Origin of the sequence: Novosphingobium olei, assembly GCF_037076535.1 — a bacterium.
Lineage (GTDB): Bacteria > Pseudomonadota > Alphaproteobacteria > Sphingomonadales > Sphingomonadaceae > Novosphingobium > Novosphingobium olei.
The window spans coordinates 1654368-1668999 of sequence record NZ_AP029021.1; the positions used below are offsets into that span (position 1 = coordinate 1654368).

11 protein-coding genes are annotated in these 14632 nt (G+C 64.7%); all 11 read left to right on the forward strand.

Annotated features, from left to right (window positions below; all coding sequences use genetic code 11):
- The first annotated feature begins 27 nt into the window (after positions 1 to 27).
- The 11 genes from AACH40_RS07840 to AACH40_RS07890 all read left to right on the forward strand — a co-directional run bounded on the left by AACH40_RS07840 (position 28) and on the right by AACH40_RS07890 (position 14607).
- Positions 28 to 273, forward strand: coding sequence for a DUF1427 family protein (locus AACH40_RS07840; protein WP_338645360.1), 246 nt, complete (start codon positions 28 to 30; stop codon positions 271 to 273).
- A gap of 98 nt (positions 274 to 371) precedes the next feature.
- On the forward strand, positions 372 to 2219 hold the full coding sequence (locus tag AACH40_RS07845) for an amidohydrolase (RefSeq protein ID WP_338645362.1): 1848 nt from the start codon (positions 372 to 374) through the stop codon (positions 2217 to 2219).
- Position 2220: 1 nt separating this feature from the next.
- Positions 2221 to 2649: a DoxX family protein gene (locus AACH40_RS07850; RefSeq protein ID WP_169494848.1), complete on the forward strand. Its 429-nt coding sequence runs from the start codon at positions 2221 to 2223 to the stop codon at positions 2647 to 2649.
- Positions 2650 to 2651: 2 nt separating this feature from the next.
- The gene (locus AACH40_RS07855; RefSeq protein ID WP_169494847.1) at positions 2652 to 3362 is read left to right on the forward strand and encodes a YoaK family protein; all 711 of its coding nucleotides are present in this window, start codon (positions 2652 to 2654) and stop codon (positions 3360 to 3362) included.
- A 140-nt stretch (positions 3363 to 3502) separates the two neighbouring features.
- The gene (locus AACH40_RS07860) at positions 3503 to 4714 is read left to right on the forward strand and encodes an alginate export family protein (RefSeq protein WP_338645974.1); all 1212 of its coding nucleotides are present in this window, start codon (positions 3503 to 3505) and stop codon (positions 4712 to 4714) included.
- A gap of 142 nt (positions 4715 to 4856) precedes the next feature.
- On the forward strand, positions 4857 to 5780 hold the full coding sequence (locus tag AACH40_RS07865; protein WP_338645367.1) for a LysR family transcriptional regulator: 924 nt from the start codon (positions 4857 to 4859) through the stop codon (positions 5778 to 5780).
- A 72-nt stretch (positions 5781 to 5852) separates the two neighbouring features.
- Complete coding sequence (locus AACH40_RS07870; protein WP_338645370.1) at positions 5853 to 7097, forward strand: acyl-CoA dehydrogenase family protein; 1245 nt, start codon at positions 5853 to 5855, stop codon at positions 7095 to 7097.
- A 145-nt stretch (positions 7098 to 7242) separates the two neighbouring features.
- Entirely contained in the window at positions 7243 to 7602 is a 360-nt protein-coding gene (locus AACH40_RS07875; protein WP_338645372.1) for a hypothetical protein, read from the forward strand.
- Positions 7603 to 7683: 81 nt separating this feature from the next.
- A complete protein-coding gene (locus AACH40_RS07880) occupies positions 7684 to 8592 on the forward strand; it encodes an acyl-CoA thioesterase II (RefSeq protein ID WP_338645375.1) in 909 nt (302 codons plus the stop codon).
- A gap of 281 nt (positions 8593 to 8873) precedes the next feature.
- On the forward strand, positions 8874 to 11411 hold the full coding sequence (locus AACH40_RS07885) for a TonB-dependent receptor (RefSeq protein WP_338645378.1): 2538 nt from the start codon (positions 8874 to 8876) through the stop codon (positions 11409 to 11411).
- A gap of 238 nt (positions 11412 to 11649) precedes the next feature.
- Positions 11650 to 14607 (forward strand): TonB-dependent receptor domain-containing protein, encoded by a 2958-nt coding sequence (locus tag AACH40_RS07890; protein WP_338645381.1) that lies wholly within the window; start codon positions 11650 to 11652, stop codon positions 14605 to 14607.
- Positions 14608 to 14632 lie beyond the last annotated feature (25 nt).

Here is a 14632-nt window from a genome sequence, read left to right on the forward strand (position 1 = left end):
TTCACGGCCGAAGGGAGCCTCCTGCCCATGAAACCTTATCTCGCAGCACTTGGCATCGGCCTCCTGGTCGGTGCGCTGTACAGCCTGCTCGGCACGCGGTCGCCCGCCCCTCCCGCGATCGCGCTGCTGGGCCTGCTCGGCATGTTGCTGGGCGAGCAGGCCGTGCCGCTGGTGAAGCGGATGGTTCATGGACAGGAGGTCGCCTCGTTCTGGAAGAGCAATTGCGCCGAGCGTGTGACCGGCCTGCCACCCAAGGCGGATAAGGAGCCTTGAGCGCCAGTCGCCGCCAGACACTGGCGGGAGCGCTTGGGGTCTCGGCCATGTCCCTGATGCCCGGCATCGCCCGCGCGACCCATAGAAAGCCACAGCCCATGCACGACGGCCTCATCATCGTGAACGCCCTTGTCACCACGCTCGATCGGGAAAATCCCCGGGCCGAGGCGGTGGCCATCCGCGACGGGCGCTTCCTGGCGGTCGGATCGGAACAGGACGTGCGGGCCGCTGCGCCGGGCGCCGCGGTCATCGATGCCCAGGGGCGGCGCATGATCCCCGGACTTATCGACAGCCATATGCACATCATCCGGGGCGGGCTGAACTTCAACATGGAGCTGCGCTGGGACGGAGTGCCCACGCTTGCCGACGCGATGGCGATGCTGAAGGCGCAGGTCGATCGCACGCCTGCCCCGCAATGGGTACGCGTGGTGGGCGGGTTCACCGAACACCAGTTCGCCGAAAAGCGCCTGCCGACGCTTGCCGAACTCAATGCGGTGGCGCCCGATACGCCGGTGTTCATCCTCCACCTCTACGACCGGGCATTGCTCAACGCCGCAGCATTGCGGATCGTCGGCTATGGCAAGGACACGCCCGATCTTCCGGGCGGGGAGATCGTGCGCGATGCCGCCGGCAATCCCACCGGATTGTTGCTGGCGCAGCCCAATGCCACGATCCTCTATTCCACGCTGGCCAAGGGGCCCAAGCTGCCCGAGGACTACCAGATCAATTCGACCCGCCACTTCATGCGCGAGGTCAATTCGCTGGGCGTGACCAGCGTGATCGACGCCGGCGGCGGCTTCCAGAACTACCCCGACGACTACCACGTGATCGAGAAGCTGCACGAGGACGGGCAGCTGACCGTGCGGATCAGCTACAACCTGTTCACGCAGAAGCCCAAGGAGGAACTGGCCGACTTTGCCGGCTGGGTGAAGCAGGTGACCCCGGGGCAGGGCGACGATACCTATCGCCACAATGGCGCGGGAGAGATGCTGGTCTATTCCGCCGCCGATTTCGAAGATTTCCGCGTGGCAAGGCCGGACATGCCGCCCAGCATGGAAGGCGATCTCGAGCCGGTGATCCGCCTGCTTGCGGAACATCGCTGGCCCTGGCGGCTGCATGCGACCTACGATGAAACCATCGGGCGCGCGCTCGATGTCTACGAGAAGGTCAATCGCGACATTCCCCTCCAGGGGATCAACTGGTTCTTCGACCATGCCGAGACGATCAGCGAACGCAATATCGACCGTATCGCGGCCCTGGGCGGCGGGATCGCCGTTCAGCATCGCATGGCCTATCAAGGCGAATACTTCGTCGAACGGTACGGCCACCGCGCCGCCGAACGCACCCCTCCCATCGCCCGGATGATTGCGGCGGGCCTGCGGGTGGGCGCTGGCACCGACGCGACGCGCGTGGCGAGCTACAACCCGTGGGTCTCGCTGTCATGGCTGGTCACCGGCCGCACGGTGGGCGGTCTGTCGCTCTATCCCGGCGCAAACCGGGTGAGCCGCGAAAAGGCCTTGATGATGTGGACGTGCGAGAACACCTGGTTTTCGAACGAGGTCGGCAAGAAGGGCCAGATCAAGGCTGGCCAGCTGGCCGACCTTGCGCTGCTCTCTGCGGACTTCTTCGCGGTACCCGAACACGACATCGCCCACATCCGCTCGGTCCTGACGCTACTGGGCGGCGCGGTGGTGCATGGCGAGGGCGACTTTGCGCCGCTTGCCCCGCAGTTGCCCGCGCCGATGCCGGATTGGTCGCCGGTTCGCACCGTTGGCGGCTACCATCGCACGCCGGAGGCGAATGCCATGCTTGCCGCGGCCTGCGGCTGTGCCAGCGCATGTCAAGTGCATGGACACGATCACGCCCGGGCCTTGGGCGCAGCGACGCCTGTGGCCGATGTCCAGACCTTCTGGGGGGCACTGGGCTGCGGGTGCTGGGCGGTCTGACATGGGCGACACCGAGCCGCCTCTGATCCACGCGATCCTGGACTGGCCGCCGATCTGGCTTGTTGCGCGCCTGCTGCTGGTTGGTGCCTATGTGCTGGGTGCCATCGCGAAGCTGGCCGACTGGCCTGCCGCGGTCGCCGAGCAGGCGCGGTTCGGCATGGCCCCGGCGCCGCTATGGGCCGCGATCACGATCCTTGTCGAAATCGTCGGCCCGGTGCTGATCCTGACGGGACGGATGATCTGGCTCGGCGCGGGCGCGCTTGGTGTCTTCACCTTGCTGGCGGCGTTCGTCGCCAACGCGTTCTGGACGATGGAGGGCCCCGCGCGCTTCGCCGCTACCAATGCCTTCTTCGAGCATGTGGGCCTGGTCGGCGGCTTCATCCTCGCTGCGCTCGTCGCCGAACACGCCCGGCGCGAAGGACGTCCCTGACGATGGCGACCTCCCCACCCGCTCCGGTTCGCACCCCGGCACCGCTGTTTCGCCTGTTGCTGCTGCTTTCGGCGTCCACCGGCATGCTCGATGCGGCCAGCATCCTTTGCCTGGGCAAGGTCTTTACCGCCAACATGACCGGCAACGTGGTGTTCCTTGCCTTTGCCGCAGCGGGCGCGCCGGGCTTTACCGTCACGCCGTACCTGATTGCGCTTGCGGCCTTCATCGTGGGGGCCATCGTCGCGGGCCGGGTCTGGCGCATGCCCGGGCCACGGTCGCTGCAGCACTGGCTTGTGGTGGCGGCGCTGATCGAGGCTGCATTGCTGATCGTGGCAGGGCTGACCGCCCTTGGCGCTGCCCGGCCTGAAGACCTGCCGCCCTGGCGCCTGTTCGCCATCCTTGCCTTGACCGCCAGCGCCATGGGCTTTCGCAACGCGATCGTGCGCCAGTTGAAGGTGCCCGATCTCACCACGACGGTCCTGACGCTCACGATCACCGGTCTTGCGTCGGATTCGCAGTTCGCCGCCGGATCTGGTGCCAACCGGAACGCGCGCCTTGCCGCCGTGGCCATGATCTTCGGCGGGGCGGTGATCGGCGCGGCACTTGTCCTCCACGCAGGGCTTGCCGCCACCCTGCTGCTGACCGCGCTGATCGTGCTCGTCGGCACTGTCATCTTCACCCGCCATCCGCTGATGGCGGACCTTCGCCGCTGATGCGGTACCTTGCGGCAAGCCTGCTGTCGCTCGTCCTCGCGCCGCTGCCCGCCTGCGCCGCGCCCGATCGTACCAACGTGCGCTACGACGAGGACTGGTCAAGCGCTGCAGGCGCAGAGGGCATCGACCGGTTGAAGTACGTGCGGCTGGACGCATCGGGCGATATTTACGCAACGCTCGGTCTTGAGTTGCGAACACGCTACGAAGGATTCGATAATCCGCTGTGGGGCGCGTCCCGCGACGACGGCTATCTTTGGCTGCGGGCGATGCCTTCGCTGGATGTCGAGGCGGGGCCCCTGCGAGCCTTCGTCCAACCGATCGCCGGCTATGCCCGCGGCGTCAACGGCGGCAACGGCCCTGCCGACCAGACCGGGATTGACCTGCTGCAAGGCTTCGGCGAATGGCGGGTGCCGTTGGCGACCCATGGCACGATCACGTTGCGCGCCGGCCGCGAACTTTTTGGTCTCGGATCGGAGCGACTTGTCGGCCTGCGCTATGGCCCCAATATTCCGCAGCCGTTCGACGGAATGCGGGCGATCATCGCTCATGGCGCGGTCCGGCTCGATCTGATGCGGTTGCGTCCGGTGCAGATCGGGCTCGGCAACTTCGACGATCGCACTTCGCAGACGCGGAAGTTGGAAGGGGCCTACGCCACTTGGACAGTTGCGCCCAATATCGGCGTTGATCTCTATCTCCTCGGCTATCGCAACGACCTGGCGCGGTTCGACGGCATTTCCGGGGTGGAAAGGCGCAGGACCTACGGCGTTCGCGCGTTCGGCAAACGCGGCGGACTGTCGTGGAATTGGGAGCTGATGATCCAGCGCGGCTGGTTCGCGGGGCAACCGATCCGCGCCTGGTCCCTGGCGACGGAGACGGGCATTTCCTTTCCCGCCGTGCGGCTGCAGCCGCGTTTGCGGCTTCGCGCCAATGTGGCGAGCGGCGACAGCAAGACCGGTGACGGCAAGCTCGAAACGTTCAACGCCATGTTCCCGAAAGGAAAGTATTTCGGCGAACTTTCCCCGATCGGCCCTCGCAACATCATCAACATCCACCCTGGGATCGACCTTGTGGTGGCGCACGGGGTGGGCATCGAACTGACCGAGGTGTCCTACTGGCGCGCCTCAACGAGCGATGGAGTCTATGACGTTCCCGGGCAGGAAATCCGGGCCGCCGGAGCAAGCAAGGCACGCCACATTGGCGACCAGATCGAGCTAAGCACCTCCTGGAAGGCAAGCGCGACGGTATCCTTCGCAGCCTCGCTATCGTTGTTCCGCGCGGGCAGATTTCTCAAGGAGACCGGGGCCGCACGTCCTATCCACATGGTCGGCACCGAAGCGATGCTCAAGTTCTAACGCGAGACGAGCGCGGAAGTGCGTGCCTCCTATGCCTTGCTTGCATGGATGCGCAGGCGGTGCGGCCGTGGGTGCTTCGCCATCGGTACCGTGCTAGGCCGCGTTGAGGGACGATCTGGCGTAACTTGCAGGGGAGATGGGCGTGAGGCTGGGTTCGCGGTTCGACCTCAACCTTCTGGGCGTTTTCGAGGCGATCTACGCACGATCCAGCGTGACCCACGCGGCCCGGCACCTCAACCTTTCGCAGTCCGCCGTCAGCCATGCTCTGGCGCGGTTGCGGCGCGAACTGAACGACCAGCTTTTCGTCAGGGTGGACGGCAAGCTGGTGCCCACCGCGCTTGCGACGACGATCATAGAGCCCGTGCGAAGGGCGCTGCATGGTCTTGAGAGCGCGATCGGGGCCGCGCATGAGTTCGATCCCGCGCACTCTGCCCGCCAGTTCCGCATCGGCCTTCGCCCCAATATCGAGGCGAGGATGTTTGCCGATCTGGCGGTCGCGGCGCGGGCGGTGGCTCCGTCCGTGCAGCTGGCCAGCGTCGATTTCCGGCGCGCCGATCTGGCGCGCGCGCTGGCGCTGGGCGAACTGGACGTGGCTCTCGACGTCGAAAGCGAGGCGACGGCGGGACTGCAATCGCGAAAGCTGCGGCTCGACGTGCTGGTGGTTGCGGCGCGCCGCGACAACCCGCTGGTCGCCGATGGCCTGACGCTTGCTGCCTATCTAGATGCGCAGCACGTTTTCGCATCGCCTCGTCCGGCGGGGCAGGGGACGGAAGACCTTGCGCTGCAGGCGATCGGGGCGGAGCGCCAAATCGGCATGCGCTGCCAGGGCCTTTCCACCGCCTGGGATATTGTCGCGCGTTCGGACCTGCTGCTGACGTTGCCGCAGTCGCACGCTGAAACATTGCTGCACCGGGGCGGTGTAACGTTGTTCCCGCTGCCGCTGGAAGTGCCGCCCCGGCCGCTCAAGCTGTTCTGGCACGAGGTGGTCGAGGGTGACGGTGGGAACGCCTGGCTGCGTGAATCGATCACCGGTCTGCTCAGCGAGCAACATGCAGAGGATTCATGACCGCTATCTGCAAATGCAATTTGGTGCATGGCATCGGCCTGGGTTAGGCTTGCCGCAGAGAGGGAGCCAACCATGACCGATATCTATTCCATTCCCGAACTTGACGATCTGCGCATGTCCGAAAGCGCGCGGCCTCTGCTCGAGGCGGTGAAGCGGCACATCGCCGAGAACGTCGATCCGATCACCGAGGAATATTTCCGCCTTGGCGAAGGCCGGGCCGACCGGTGGAGCTTCGCGCCAGGCCAGCTTGAACTGCTCGATGGCGCCAAGGGGAAGGCCAAGGCTGCGGGTCTGTGGAATTTCTTCCTGCCCGACGCGGAAACCGGCGAGGGCCTCAGCAACCTCGATTATGCCTACATCGCGGCCGAACTGGGCAAGTCGCCGCTGGCTTCGGAATCGCTCAACTGCTCGGCCCCCGATACCGGCAACATGGAAGTGCTCGAACGTGTCGGCACGCCCGAGCAGAAGGCGCGCTGGCTGGAGCCCCTGCTGGCGGGAGAGATCCGCTCTGCCTATGCCATGACCGAGCCGAACGTCGCCTCTTCGGATGCCAAGAACATCAGCACCCGCGCCGTGCGCGACGGCAAGGACTGGGTGATCAACGGCGAAAAGTACTACATTTCGGGCGCAGGCGATCCCCGTTGCAAGATCATGATCACGATGGTGCGCACCAGCGACGACGGTCCGGCATCGCAGCAGCAGTCGCAGATCCTTGTGCCGATCGACACCCCGGGCGTGGAGATCGTCGGCCCGATGCACGTGTTCGGCGAAGACCACGCGCCGCGCGGCCACATGCACATCCGCTTCAACAATGTCCGCGTGCCGCACGAGAACATCCTCCTGGGCGAGGGCCGCGGGTTCGAAATCTCGCAGGTGCGCCTCGGACCGGGCCGCATCCACCATTGCATGCGCACGATCGGCAAGGCCGAGGTGGCGCTGGACTACATGGTCAAGCGCGGTTCCTCGCGCGAGGCGTTCGGTCGCTCGCTGATCATGCTGGGCAAGAACCTGGAACTGGTCGCCCGTGCGCGCATCGAGATCGAAGCGATGCGAATGGTGGTGCTCAAGGCCGCCAAGGCGATGGACGTGCTGGGCAACCGCGAAGCGCGCGTCTGGGTCAGCCTTGCCAAGGCGATGGTGCCGGAAAAGACCTGCCAGATCATCGACCAGGCGATCCAGATCCACGGCGCCACCGGCATTTCGCAGTGGACCCCGCTGGCGGAACTCTACACCGACGTGCGGCACCTGCGCTTTGCCGACGGTCCGGACGAGGTGCATCACATGGTGGTCGGCCGGCACGAACTCGGGCTGCACTGAACGGCTTGAGCCAGGGGCCGGGCGGCACGGGGTGCCGCCCGGTCCGAGCCTCAACCAAGGCGTCGAAGCGAAGCCTGCAACCCGGCCTCTTGCGATGGCTGCGTTTGTGGCTTGCTTCGAACGGTCGGCGCTGTCAGGTGGTCGGATGAAACCCGAAACGCGCGCGATGATAGCAGCCTCGGCCTATGCCCTGATCTTCGGCAAGAAGGTGGCGGGCGTCCACGATCACGCTTCGGGCGTGGACCTCGACATCGCAGCCGAGGCGCGCGAGGGGCGTGTGCAGGCGGTGGACGGCGCCCGTTCCGTCAGATTTGCAGGGACGCTTCCCGAGGTGCGCGATTCCAGCACCGGCGCGTACATTTCGTTCGAGCTCGACGGGACGACCGCGCGCGGGTTCGACCGTTCGACGTCCAGTCATTTTTCGCTGCGCGCGCAAGACCAGATCGTCCAGCTGTACGATCATGGGCAAGAGGCCTGGTTCGCGTTCAGCATCCAGACGATCTGACACGCTCGTCCGCTTTCGCGCGGTTGACCATGCAGCCACGCTGTGACAGCGCGAAGGCATTCCGGGAGTAGCGAAGCAGCCGTGCAGAACTTGTCTGAAACCGACGCGCCATCCAGCCTGCTTGGCGATCTGATCGCGCTGTTGCAGGTGTCACCGCTCGGCGACGACCGTTTCGAAGGCGGGTGCGAGCGCGACGCGCAGGCGCGCCTGTTCGGCGGGCAGGTCATCGGCCAAGCGCTGATGGCGGCGCAGACCACCGTTCCCGAAGGTCGATTGGTCCATTCGATCCACGCCTACTTCCTGCTTGCCGGCGATGGGCGCGATCCCGTGGAGTACGAAGTCGGGCGAGACCGCGATGGCGGAGCATTCTCGTTTCGATCGGTCGACGCCATGCAGGACGGGCAGGTAATCCTGCGGCTTGCCGCCTCTTATCAGCGCAAGGAGGTTTCGGTATCGCATCAGGTGGCGATGCCCGCAGCGCCCGATCCCGAAACGCTGGTCGATCACATCACCGCAGCCTTGCCGTTTCTGGACGAAATGGTGCCGGAGCTTGCTTCGCGCTGGCCCGGCCAGCGATCGGCAATCGAGTTCCGGCCCACCGATCCGCATCGAAGCTTTTCGGCCGAACCCGCCGAACCCGTGCAGTCGTACTGGTTCCGCGCAGTTGCGAAGGTGCCGGACCATCAGCCGCTTCAGCGCGCGCTCCTGGCCTACGCGTCGGACAAGATGCTGCTTGCAACGACCATGCTACCGCACGGCATCCATTGGTCGCGCCCAGGAATCCGTTCGGCAAGCATCGACCACACGCTGTGGATCCACGGCGACGTCGATATGGGCCAATGGATGCTTTACCACCAGACCAGTGACTGGACCGGCGGCGGTCGCGGGCTGATCCATGGCAAGATCTTCACCCGCGACGGTCGCCTGGTAGCCACCGCGATGCAGGAAGCGGTATTGCGCATCTCGCCTGAATCAACGCCGAAGCGCTGAGCGGATGTAATCATCCAAGCGTCGGCGCCATTGGCGCCAGTTGGTATATCCTTACTCGGGCCTCGCATCTTCGATCTCAGGTATTCGCAACGGCCTTAGGCCGGTGGCCCCTCAAGCGTGCCATCGTTCTGTCACCGAAGTTTATCCAAACTGCCACGTGCAGCGCCTAGCGGACCAATCGCTCCAACGTTCGAGCGTTACGTGGCTAGGGGGATATATCTATGAGGGCATTCAGATCGACGGCGTGCGCCTTGCGGGCGGGCTTGTTGGCAGGCACGATCATGTCATTGGGATTTTCTTCGCAAGCCATCGCTGGCGAGGCTGGCAACGCTGAAGAGACCGAAGCGGCGGCAGCGCCGGTCGCAGGGAACGGCCTGGTCGATGCGAATGCGATCATCGTTACCGGCGCCAAGACGACGCGTTCGGCAACTGCGATCCAGCAGACCGAAATCCAGAAGATCCTGCCCGGCGTTTCACCGCTAAAGGCGATCCAGACCCTTCCGGGGGTGCTGTACATCACGGCCGATCCGTGGGGCAACAACGAGCAGAACGCGCAGACGTTCGTGCACGGCTTTGCCGGCAACCAGCTTGGCTACACGATGGATGGCCTGCCGCTGGGCGACCAGAGCTACGGCAACTACAACGGCCTTTCGCCGCAGCGTGCGGTCATTTCCGAAAACGTTGGGCGCGTGGTGGTGGCGACGGGGGCGGGTGACCTTGCCACGCCATCCAACAGCAACCTGGGCGGTACGGTAGAAACGTTCTCGTCCGATCCGTTGGCGAAGTTCGGCATCCAGGGCGCCCAGACCGTGGGCAGCTATGATGCTTCGCGAACCTACCTGCGGATCGACACGGGCGATTTCGCGGGCGGCAATTCGGCCTATATCTCCGGCGTGCGCCAGCGCGCACGCGCCTGGGATTTCAACGGCATCCAGAAGGGGTGGCAGGCGAACGCCAAGTTCGTCCACGACAGCGAAGCGGGCAAATTCACCCTCTATTTCGACTACAACGACATGGTGCAGCCCAACGAGGACGCCACCGTGTTCTTCAAGCCTTCGGCGGGCGGCACGGCAACTGCGGCGCAGCTCTACACGCCTTATACCAAGCCGTTCTATTACCCTGATTTCGACGGCTACCGTTCGGGCTACCTCAACGCGTTCGGCAATTCGCCGGCCGCGCAGGGCAGCAATTATCGCAATTACTATTCCGATGCCCAGCGCACCGACTATCTCAGCTACCTGCGTTACGACGCGCGGCTTTCCAGCAAGGTGACTTGGTCGAACACGGCTTATTACCACCACAACGACGGCGTGGGCGTGGTAGCCGGACCGTTGGGCCAATCGATCACCACCGCGCAGGCCTATCTCGATCCGAATTACGGCAGCCTGCCATCCAACTGCCGCTTCACTGCCAACAACAACGGGACGAAGCCGGCAGCCTGCACCGCGCTGAATTCGGCGCAGGCGGCTACGGCCGGCGCGGCGCTGGTGGCGGCAACGGGCGGATCGGGCCTGATCACGCGCACTACTGAGTACCGCATCGATCGCGTCGGGCTGATCTCTTCGATCAGCGCGGAATTGGGCCGGCACAAGATCGACCTGGGCGGATGGTTCGAACACAACAGCACCACGCAGTGGCGCCGCTGGTACGCCGTGCCGGTGGGAAGCCCGGCGATGAGCACGCCCTACATCCGCCCGGGCGACGTGATGGAACCGCTGTTCACGCAGTATCAGGGTGAAGCCCGGATCAAGCAGTTGCAATTGCATCTGCAGGACACTTGGCAGGTCACGGATCAGCTGCTGGTTCAGGCCGGTTTCAAGACCAGCGCCCAGTGGGCCAACGGCCGTTTCCCGGTGCAGCCCAAGGTCGGATCGCTTGGTGGCACCACCGCGCTGCCCCAGGGGAAGATAAATTCGTTCAACTGGTTCCTGCCAGCCGTGGGTGCGACCTATAACGTCAACGGCCACGAGCAGTTCTACTTCAACGTGCAGAAGAACCTTCGGCAGTATCAGGCCTATCTCGCAGGCGGTGGCGGACCGTGGTTCACGGGCAGCCAGGCGGCGTTCGATGCTTTCGCCCGCGAAGGCAAGCCGGAGACGAGCTGGACCTATGAGGCCGGCGTCCGGTCAAATCGCCAGCTAGGCTCCGGCGTGGCGCTGCAGGCACAGCTGAACTACTACCATGTCGACTTCAGCAACCGGCTGCTGGCCATCCCGACCAACCCCGGCGGCATTGCCGGCAGCGGTATCACGGGCGGCACGTCGACGCTCGTCAATGTCGGCAGCGTCAAGACCGATGGTTTCGATGCAGCCCTTACGCTGCGCTTTGGCAACACGTTCTCGGTCTACAACGCGTTGTCCTACAACCTGTCGAAGTACAAGAACGACTACACTTCGACCGCTCTTGGGATCGGTGCGGCGACCGATACCTGCATCGGTGGTTACCTTGTCACGGGCGGCATCGTGCCAACCTGCGGAAAGCAGCTGCCCGGCACGCCCAAGTGGATGAACAAGACCGTGGCCACGCTCAACGTGGGGCCGATCGAGATCCAGGGTATAGGCGACTATGTTGGCAAGCGCTTCGCGACTTTCACGAACGATGTTAGCGTTTCGTCCTATTTCCTGACCTCGCTGCGCATTGCAGCGCGTGTGCCGGAAGGTTCGCTGCCACTGCGCAAGGTTGAGCTCGCACTGAACGTGACGAACTTGACCGACAAGAAGGGCGTTTCGACGCTGTCGATCGGCTCGGCCACCAACAGCTACTCGGCCTATCCGATTGCGCCGCGGCAGTGGTTCTTGACGCTTTCGGCTGCCTATTGAGGAAATTCCCCCGGCATCAGTACAAAAACGGCGTGCTCTCACGTTCGTGGGGGCGCGCCTTTTTATTCGGAGCCAAGGCCCACCCCCGACTGTAAGTTTCGGCTACATTCGGCGACAAAGCGGATGATCCCCTGCTAAACCAGGGGGACGGTCATCCAGGGGGGACATCTTGCTCTTACACTCGAGGTTCTTGCACGCCGCCGCAGCGGTTGCGCTGGCTGTTGCATATTCGGCACCCGTGCATGCCCAGCAGGCCGGACTTCAGGTGTCGCTGGTGGAGGGGCAGGGCGACCAGCCGGCGGCAGGCGTCGATGTGATCATCGAGAACGCCGAGATCGGTTTCCGGCGCATGGTCCGCAGCGACGCAAACGGGATGGTGCGGCTGGACGGCGTGTCCACGGCCGGGCGCTACAGCGTTCGCTTGGGCAACGCGCCTGCCAGCGAGGCGGTGACGGTTGCGCTGCGGGCGAACTTCACCAGCAGCGTGACCCTGCGCCGGAATGGTGGCAGAGCGATCGTGGTCGAAGGCCATCGCGCGGTGACAGGGATCAACGCGGTCAATGCCGAGGTTTCGGCTTCGCTCGACAAGGCGGAACTGGTTGCGCTGCCCATCGAGGGGCGCGATGTGCTGGGTGCGCTGGTGCGGCTGCCCAACGTGGTTCCGTCGACCGGGTTTTTCGCAGAATCCCCCTCGATCTCGATCAACGGGGCCAACGGTCTCGACGCCAACTATCTGCTCGACGGGCTCGACAATAACGAGAACTTCCTCGGCGGGATCAAATTCCCTGTTCCGCTGGGTTTCACCCGCAACGTCACCGTCCTCGCGAACTCCTATTCGGTGGCCTACGGCCGGACGGCCAATGGCGTGGTGAACTACACTTCACCATCGGGGACCAACGATTATCACGGTGAAGTCTACGCGCTGGTTCGTCCGGGCCGCCCCTTAGACGCGGCTTCGCCCTATCCGCGGCGCGACCTTTCCGGCAATCCGGTTGGCGAAAGCTTCGAGCGATATCAGGCAGGCGCCAGCATGGGCGGCCCGATCGCGCGGGACCGGACGTTCTTCTACGCGAACTTCGAATACACCCGCGATCGCAACGTGCAGGTGGTCGATGCGCCGGCATTGGGCACGGTGGCGAACGTGACCGGCCACAACGAGGCCTACCTCGGTTCGCTGCGAATCGACCATCGCCTGACAGACGACTGGACGCTGAGCCTGCGCGCCAATGTCGGGCGAGTCACGGTGGACCGGCCCGGAGGAAGCCTTGGCGGGGGCAATGTCACGTTCCCTTCGGCCGGATCGGACCAGCAGCGCTTCTCCACGCTCGTGGCGGCATCGGCCAGCTATTCGGGCGACGCGTGGAGCTATGACGGCGCGGTGCAGTTCAGCCGGTTCCGCTGGGACTATGCCCGGCCCAAGGGAGAGCCCGGGCCGCAGGTCACCGTGCGTGATCCGTCGGGCCTTGCCGTCGCAGTATTGGGCAATCCCGGTTATGTCTTCAACGATCTGGAAAAGACATGGCAGACGACGCACCGGCTGCAACGCAAGCTTGGTGCGCACAAGCTGACGATTGGCGCGGACGTGCTTCATTCGGACTTCGCGCTGCTGGGCGGAGGCAATCCGGACGGGAACTACACGGTGGACCTGACCGATGCGCAACTGGCGACCTTGGCCGGCAGCGGCAAGGGCCTTGCACTGTCGGCGCAAGACGTTCTTTCGCTCAATCCGGCCGTTGCCAACTACTCCGTGGAACTGCGGCCGCGCGCCTTCGGCACAGGGCAGACGCAGTTGGGCTTCTATGTCGAGGATGAATGGCAGGTCGGCCCCCGGCTGACGGCAACATTCGGGCTGCGCTGGGACTATGACAGCCTGACGGGCAAGGGCGGGAAGGGCGCCGACCTTGACAACTTCGCGCCGCGCCTATCGCTGAACTACCGCCCCGACGCCCGATCGACTGTGCGGTTCGGGGCCGGGATATTCACTGGAAAGCTGCCATACTCGGTGATCTCCGACGCCCTGCAGCGCAATACCACCTCGCCTGGCTTCGTTTCGCAATTGCGGGCGTTGCAGGCCAAGGGGCTGGTTCCGGCCGGTGTCGATCTGGCCAAGGTGACGTTCGACGGCAACCTTGCGGTTTCGCCCGCCTGCACGACGGTTTCGGCCTGCCCCGCGCCCCGGCAGGTTCAGGCCCTGCGCGACAGCGCGACGCTGGGCGAAGCGCGGATCCTCAATCCCGAAGGCTACAAGAGTCCGTGGAGCCTGCAACTGAGCGCCGGGTATCAGGTTCAGGCGAGCGATACGCTGACACTGAGCGCGGACGTGATCTACAGCCGATCGCACAATCTGGTGCGGCTGCGTGATCTCAATGCGCCGGCACCGTTCACGCCCAACCTTGCCGCACTGACCGACGCCAACATCGCCCTGCTCAAGGCGCAGCCGGACAACGCATCGCGCTTTGCCCTGGCGCAGTCTCTGGGGCTGGTGCGCAGCCAGGCGGATGCGGACGCCACCCGGCCGGTCGCGCTGGTCGCAGGTGGGGCCAGGCAGATCACCGTGTCGGAAACGAAGGGCGAGTCCGAGTACAAGGCGCTGATCCTGCAGGTGAACAAGGCGCGCGGCGAAGATGCCTATGCCTTCCGCATCAGCTATACGCTGTCCAAGCTGTCCAACGATACCGACGACATCAACTTCCGCGCCGCCAACTCGAACGATTACAGCACGGAGTGGGGGCCATCGGCCAACGACCGGCGGCACGTGATCTCCGCAGTGGGCTACCTTTACCCGTTCGATGGCCTGAGCGTGAGCGTGGCGGGGCTTTTCCAGTCCGGACAGCCAGTGAACCTCGTGCCCGATGCTCGCATTTTCGGGACGCAGGACCTTAACGGCGATGGCGCTTCCTTCGGCGAGAGCTATGTCGGGAATTCGGACCGCTATCCCGGCGCCAAGCGCAACTCCGCCCGGCTGCCATGGTCGGCAACCATCGATATCGGCCTGCGCTATGGGATCCCCGCGTTCGACGGGCGGCTCGAGCTGAGCGCGGATGTATTCAACGTGTTGAACACCAACAACAAGTCCGGCTTTGCCAACGCGGCGACCACGTCCAACCAGATCCAGTTCGGTGGCGGCGCACCGTTCGTGCAGCGCAATGCGGGGCCACCACGCCAGTTCCAGTTCGGGCTTGCGTGGAAGTTCTGACCCGTCGAAGGTCTGGCATCAGCTT

What these genes read in the sequence shown, in the direction of transcription:
- AACH40_RS07850 (WP_169494848.1), top strand. Translation starts at nt 2,221, where the DNA reads ATGGGCGACACCGAGCCGCCTCTGATCCACGCGATCCTGGACTGGCCG.
- AACH40_RS07845 (WP_338645362.1), top strand. Translation starts at nt 372, where the DNA reads ATGCACGACGGCCTCATCATCGTGAACGCCCTTGTCACCACGCTCGAT.
- AACH40_RS07870 (WP_338645370.1), top strand. Translation starts at nt 5,853, where the DNA reads ATGACCGATATCTATTCCATTCCCGAACTTGACGATCTGCGCATGTCC.
- AACH40_RS07885 (WP_338645378.1), top strand. Translation starts at nt 8,874, where the DNA reads ATGTCATTGGGATTTTCTTCGCAAGCCATCGCTGGCGAGGCTGGCAAC.
- AACH40_RS07855 (WP_169494847.1), top strand. Translation starts at nt 2,652, where the DNA reads ATGGCGACCTCCCCACCCGCTCCGGTTCGCACCCCGGCACCGCTGTTT.
- AACH40_RS07875 (WP_338645372.1), top strand. Translation starts at nt 7,243, where the DNA reads ATGAAACCCGAAACGCGCGCGATGATAGCAGCCTCGGCCTATGCCCTG.
- AACH40_RS07840 (WP_338645360.1), top strand. Translation starts at nt 28, where the DNA reads ATGAAACCTTATCTCGCAGCACTTGGCATCGGCCTCCTGGTCGGTGCG.